Source organism: Peptostreptococcus stomatis DSM 17678, assembly GCF_000147675.1.
Taxonomy (GTDB): Bacteria; Bacillota; Clostridia; order Peptostreptococcales; family Peptostreptococcaceae; genus Peptostreptococcus; species Peptostreptococcus stomatis.
Genome location: NZ_ADGQ01000059.1, coordinates 1 through 5,127 on the forward strand (window position 1 = coordinate 1; position 5,127 = coordinate 5,127).

The following is a 5,127-nucleotide window of genomic DNA, read 5'->3' on the forward strand; positions in this document are numbered from 1 at the left end:
GTTATTTGTCTAACATCAATTGTAACACTACAAAAAGATTTAAACAAAAATGCAACTGATAATTGCTTTTTGGTTTTGAGAGTGATATACTGAAAAAAAGAGGAAATAAAATAGTATGAAAAATAGAGTAAAAGAAAGAAGGAAAGAATTAGGATTGACTCAGTACGAGTTAGCAGAAAAAATTAGCATTTCAAGGCAGTATATAAGTAAATTTGAGGTTACTGGGGAGTCGGAGGCTCCATCGTTAAAAGTTGCTCATGAATTAGCTCTAGCTTTAGAGACTTGTATATATTCTATTTTTGATTTAGATGAATCAGGAGAATATCGATGCAATTGTTGTAGTCGATAAATAGTAAAATGGAGGATATTAGTTGGAATGTCAGATATAATTTATGTAGATGGTTTAATCAAAGAATATGCTGGAATAAAGGTAGTTGACGGTGTTAGCTTCTCTGTAAACAAAGGTGAGATATATGGATTGTTGGGGAGAAATGGGGCTGGAAAAACTACAATAATGAAAATTCTATTAGGGTTAGCTAATCCAACAAGTGGAAAAGTTTCTATTTTAGGGAAAGATATGAGCGTAAATTCGGAAAAAAAAGTGTTAAAAAAGGTTGGATGTATAATAGAAAATCCTGGGTTTTATTCTAATTTAACAGGTACGGAAAACTTAGAGATTTTTGCCAAACTAAGAGGGTTAGATCAAGATTCAGTAAAAAAAGCATTAGAATTAGTTAACCTTCCTTATAAAGACAAAAAATTATTTTCAAAATATTCGCTAGGGATGAAACAAAGGTTAGCTATTGCAAATGCAATAATGCATAATCCTGAAATATTAGTTTTAGATGAACCTATAAATGGATTAGATCCAATAGGAATTGCTGAAGTAAGAGAACTTCTTAAAAAATTAAAAGAATCTGGAGTAAGTATTTTAATATCGAGTCATATATTATCTGAGTTAGAGAATGTAGCTGATCGCATAAGTATTATTGACTTTGGCAAGATGATTGAAGAAATAAACATGAAGGAATGGAAAAACAAACAAAATAGTGATATTCGAGTTTTCGTAAAAGAAGTTGATATTGCTAAAAAGATATTGTTTGAAATAGGAATAGAGGAACAAAATATTTTAGAGTTTAGTGAAGGGATTTTGATACAGAATAGTCAATTAAGTACTACAGAACTTAATAAAGTGTTTGTTAATAATAATATCGATTTAATAGGTATAGTAGAGGATAAAACTTCTCTTGAAGATTACTTTAAAAAAGTTACTGGAGGGCAAGGGATTGGTTAGTTTGTTGTTGTCTGAATTTAAGAAAAATAAAAGATCAAAGGCAGTTTATTTATCAGGTTTATTAGTAATTTTATATTTGGCATTAACTGTATATTACACAGTTAATACTGTAGGTTTATTTGATAATTTCACATACTTATATAAATTCTCACTTAGCTATATGAATTATTTAATATTACCTATGATATTACTATCATTCACAACAACTGCTTTTTCCAATGAATATAGAAGTGATACAATAAAATATTTATGGACGATTCCTGTATCAAGAAGAAAATTATTTTTTACAAAATGTCTGTACATTTTATGTATTTCGTTTATATATATGTTGACCGTCTTTATAGTAATTACTCTAGCAGGACATTTTAGTAGATTTCAATCTAGTATCAGTCCGGGCTTAGTATTTAGATTTTTTGAATTGTGTTTACTTAGTTCTTTATTAATAGCATTAGCAATTTTACCAATATCTATAATTACAATATTTACTAAAGGCAGTAGCGTTGCCACTAATCTTATAGGAAGCATATATATAATATCTTCATTCTTTTTAATGAAGATATTGCAAGGAGTTAGTCCATTAGCAAGCGCACCCCACATTATATGGTATAGAAATTTTGAGGGGGTTCAGAACAATGAAAATATATATTTTATGATTGCTAACGTTGTATTGGTATTTGTCTTATATTTGATGATAACGCTTAATATACTTAAGAGACAAGATTTATAAAATAGGTGAAGAAATGGTATTTTTAGAGCTGAAAAAAATTAAAAGAAAAAGACTACCTTTTGTAGTTGCAATTATTCTAATTATTAGTGCTGCAATACAGTATTTCATGGGAAATATGACATACAATGGAGTTTCTTATGGAAATGAACTTGGATGGTTTTTAAAAAATGATTTAACCCTAAGTAGTTATTATATTTTCATACCAGTAATTTCATTGATAGGCATGGAAATATTCCTTTTGGAAGAACATAATAATACCATGAAAAATTTGTTGGTTATTCCAATAAACAAAAAGGATATATTGTTAAGTAAACTCTTTGTATTGTTTATATTTACAATACTGTATGCTTTGGTAACATTTTTATCAATGTGTATATTGGAATCAATTTCTAATATTAATAATATTGGAATAGCTTTTATATTTTCCTATTTAATTAAATATTTAATTCATGGAATGGTATGTTATTTTGTATCAGTGTTTATTATTAGCATCATGTTATATTTTAATCAAAATATACAGATTACGGTTGCAGTTGCGTTTATTATATCGTTTATCGGAGTTTTTATATCACAAGTAAATATTGCATATATTTATTGTGTCAATGCTATGTTTTATATTTCGGGAGAAGTTAATTCCTCGGGGTATGAAAAAATTGTTGCTAGCATGATTGTATTGTTTATAGTTTTTCTTGATGTGATATTGCTAAAAAAGCTCACAGAGAGAGAGGCGGTTTAACTAAGATAAATTAAAGTATGAAAATTCATACTTTGTTTATAAATTTGTGGAAAGAAGAGCAATGCTATGTCAAAGAAAGCTGAAAATGGCTGTAAAAAAGCATATGCAAAGATATAATAGCACAGCTAAGATTAGTCTTAATTTTAAAAGTCCCAATGAAATAGTATCCGAGTATTTCTCAAAGTGTAACATATGTCTTGACAACTAAGACAAAAGTTATCTCAAGTGTTTATTATTTATTGAATTATATATATATATATGCTATAATTGTTTAAAAAAGATTTTCATATTAAAATATATATAATTATAATATGAAAAAGAGATATTTTTTTGGATTTTTTCAATAATTAATAAAAGGAGGAGTAAAAATGAAAAAAATATTAAAGAAAATTGCTAGTCTAGTAATGGCTCTAGCAATTGTATTAGGTGTATTTGCTAGTATATCAGTGTTTGCTGAAAATAGTAATGTTCCAAGTCAGTATGAAGAAATTGATGGAAAAATAAAAGGAAGCATCGATTTATCTAAAACTGTTAAGTCGGAAGGTGTAGAAGTTAGTAAAGATGGAAAACTTTATTATGAGGGAACAGTTTCAGGAAGCGTAGAAGCAAGCGATTTATTTGAGGGTGCTTATGATAAATATGTGACTTCTTTTAAGGGAAAAACGGATTTATTTGGAAGACCTTATGAGAATTTGGTAATGTTTGATAAGGGACAAAAATTCCCAACTGCTAAATATACAGTGTATTTTCCAAGCGATTTTGAAGTCAAGTTAGATAAGATTACTTTTTCAGAAAATACTGCTACAATTAGTAAGATAGAAAAGTCTTACAACAAAAAAAACAACTCTGTAACATTTACGTTTAATCTGGGTAATTGGAATGATTATAAAGGATTTTTCGATTTGTATAAAACTGAAAAAGGATTAGGTGGACATCCCATTACAATTAATATTCCTTATTCTGTAGAAATTAAAGATTCAACTACGAGTAATTTAGGAAGAATATCTGCTGATGGTAAGTGTGAACTTTTTTATAAAAAATTATTCTTTCAGACACAAATAGTTGATATTACTGCTAGTGAAATAAGTTTAGATATTGTACGTTAAGGGTGAATAAATATGAAAAAATTTTTAACAACTATAACAACCGTATTGGTTGCTGTTTTGCTTGTAAGTTCTCACATAGGAATCTCCTTTGCAGAAAGTAATTTTGCTGGTATGCCGGATTCATTGAAGAATCTTGTGAAGGATAATTACTGGGCAGAAGTTGAATATAAAAGTAATAATGCTGTACCAAAGTATTTGATGACACCAGAAGAAAGTTCTTTGAATGGAATTAATTTTTCAGCTAGTGATGGTTCTGACTATCCGACTACTGGGATAAGAACAGACAGATTAAGTTTATTCCCATTTGGACCACGAGAACGCAATGGAGATGGTACAATTATGTGGATTCAAAATTATAGTATACTATCAGGAGATCCTTCTCTTGCCGAAAATGAAGTGTCAATTAATATGGATGTTGTTAGGGCATTCGGTTTTGACTTCAAAAAGAGTTTTATGGATACAAATGACATGTATATATATGGTGATATTCTTGTAAATGGAAATACACAGCATGATAAGGTTGCTATATTAGAAAAAAATAAAAGTGTAGATTTAAAATTTGTTCTTGATATGTCAAAAATGAAAAAATATTTAAATACATTTCTTATGATACAAAGTGGCAGCAATAATCATAGTGATCCACAAACTTCATGGAATACTCCAAGTAATTCTGCATGGAAAAAAGACCACGCGGATTCTGATGCAGAGTTAGTGTTTGTTATGGATTTACCAAGAGGCGTAAAGGTGGATGGAACAACAGGATACTCAATTGATGGATTGACAGGTTTTACAATTAGACCTGAAGTTAGAGATCAAAGATTAATTGTTCATGTGCGTAAAACACCTGGCTCAACAGATAAATCGTTGAAAAAATTATATAAAATAATTAATGAATTGGATAAGATTTCTTTAAATATTTCAAATGTAAAGATAACAAACGAAGTACCAGTAGATGAAAATTTAAAAATTGTAGGTTATGCGTATGGTGCCTATGATTTAGCAAGTGGAACAAATTTGGAGTTGATAAAAACTAGAGATATGACTAAGAAAAGAGCTGATGATATAATATACAGAAATTATGTCATGTTTGCTGCTAAACAGAATGAACCTGGTCGTGATAGTACAGCACCTGCTGACAAGCCAAACCTAATATCATATACCTTCAAGGTAAATAAGGCTCCTGATAATCCAGGAGGAGGCGGTGGCGGAGGAACAACGCCAGATCCTGGTAGGGTAGACGGAGACGATAGGGTTGAGACAGGAA

At 29.3% G+C, this 5,127-nt stretch carries 6 protein-coding genes; all 6 read left to right on the top strand.

Annotated elements, in window-relative coordinates:
- Window positions 1–115 precede the first annotated feature (115 nt).
- Entirely contained in the window at window positions 116–349 is a 234-nt protein-coding gene (locus HMPREF0634_RS05875) for a helix-turn-helix transcriptional regulator (RefSeq protein WP_040565821.1), read from the top strand.
- 27 nt (window positions 350–376) lie between these two features.
- Window positions 377–1,294, top strand: a complete 918-nt coding sequence (locus HMPREF0634_RS05880) for an ABC transporter ATP-binding protein (protein WP_007789906.1) — start codon at window positions 377–379, stop codon at window positions 1,292–1,294.
- On the top strand, window positions 1,287–2,021 hold the full coding sequence (locus tag HMPREF0634_RS05885) for an ABC transporter permease (protein WP_040565822.1): 735 nt from the start codon (window positions 1,287–1,289) through the stop codon (window positions 2,019–2,021). The genes HMPREF0634_RS05880 and HMPREF0634_RS05885 overlap by 8 nt, the downstream gene beginning before the upstream one ends.
- A 13-nt stretch (window positions 2,022–2,034) precedes the next feature.
- Window positions 2,035–2,757, top strand: coding sequence for an ABC transporter permease (locus tag HMPREF0634_RS05890; RefSeq protein WP_040565823.1), 723 nt, complete (start codon window positions 2,035–2,037; stop codon window positions 2,755–2,757).
- A 368-nt stretch (window positions 2,758–3,125) separates the two neighbouring features.
- Window positions 3,126–3,863 (top strand): hypothetical protein, encoded by a 738-nt coding sequence (locus HMPREF0634_RS05895; RefSeq protein WP_040565824.1) that lies wholly within the window; start codon window positions 3,126–3,128, stop codon window positions 3,861–3,863.
- Window positions 3,864–3,875: 12 nt separating this feature from the next.
- The coding region (locus tag HMPREF0634_RS05900) for a hypothetical protein (RefSeq protein ID WP_040565825.1) at window positions 3,876–5,127 on the top strand (1,252 nt) is incomplete at its 3' end.

Bases quoted from the DNA above. Each gene is read 5' to 3' on its own strand.
- HMPREF0634_RS05875 (WP_040565821.1), top strand. From the start codon at position 116: ATGAAAAATAGAGTAAAAGAAAGAAGGAAAGAATTAGGATTGACTCAG.
- HMPREF0634_RS05880 (WP_007789906.1), top strand. From the start codon at position 377: ATGTCAGATATAATTTATGTAGATGGTTTAATCAAAGAATATGCTGGA.
- HMPREF0634_RS05890 (WP_040565823.1), top strand. From the start codon at position 2,035: ATGGTATTTTTAGAGCTGAAAAAAATTAAAAGAAAAAGACTACCTTTT.
- HMPREF0634_RS05895 (WP_040565824.1), top strand. From the start codon at position 3,126: ATGAAAAAAATATTAAAGAAAATTGCTAGTCTAGTAATGGCTCTAGCA.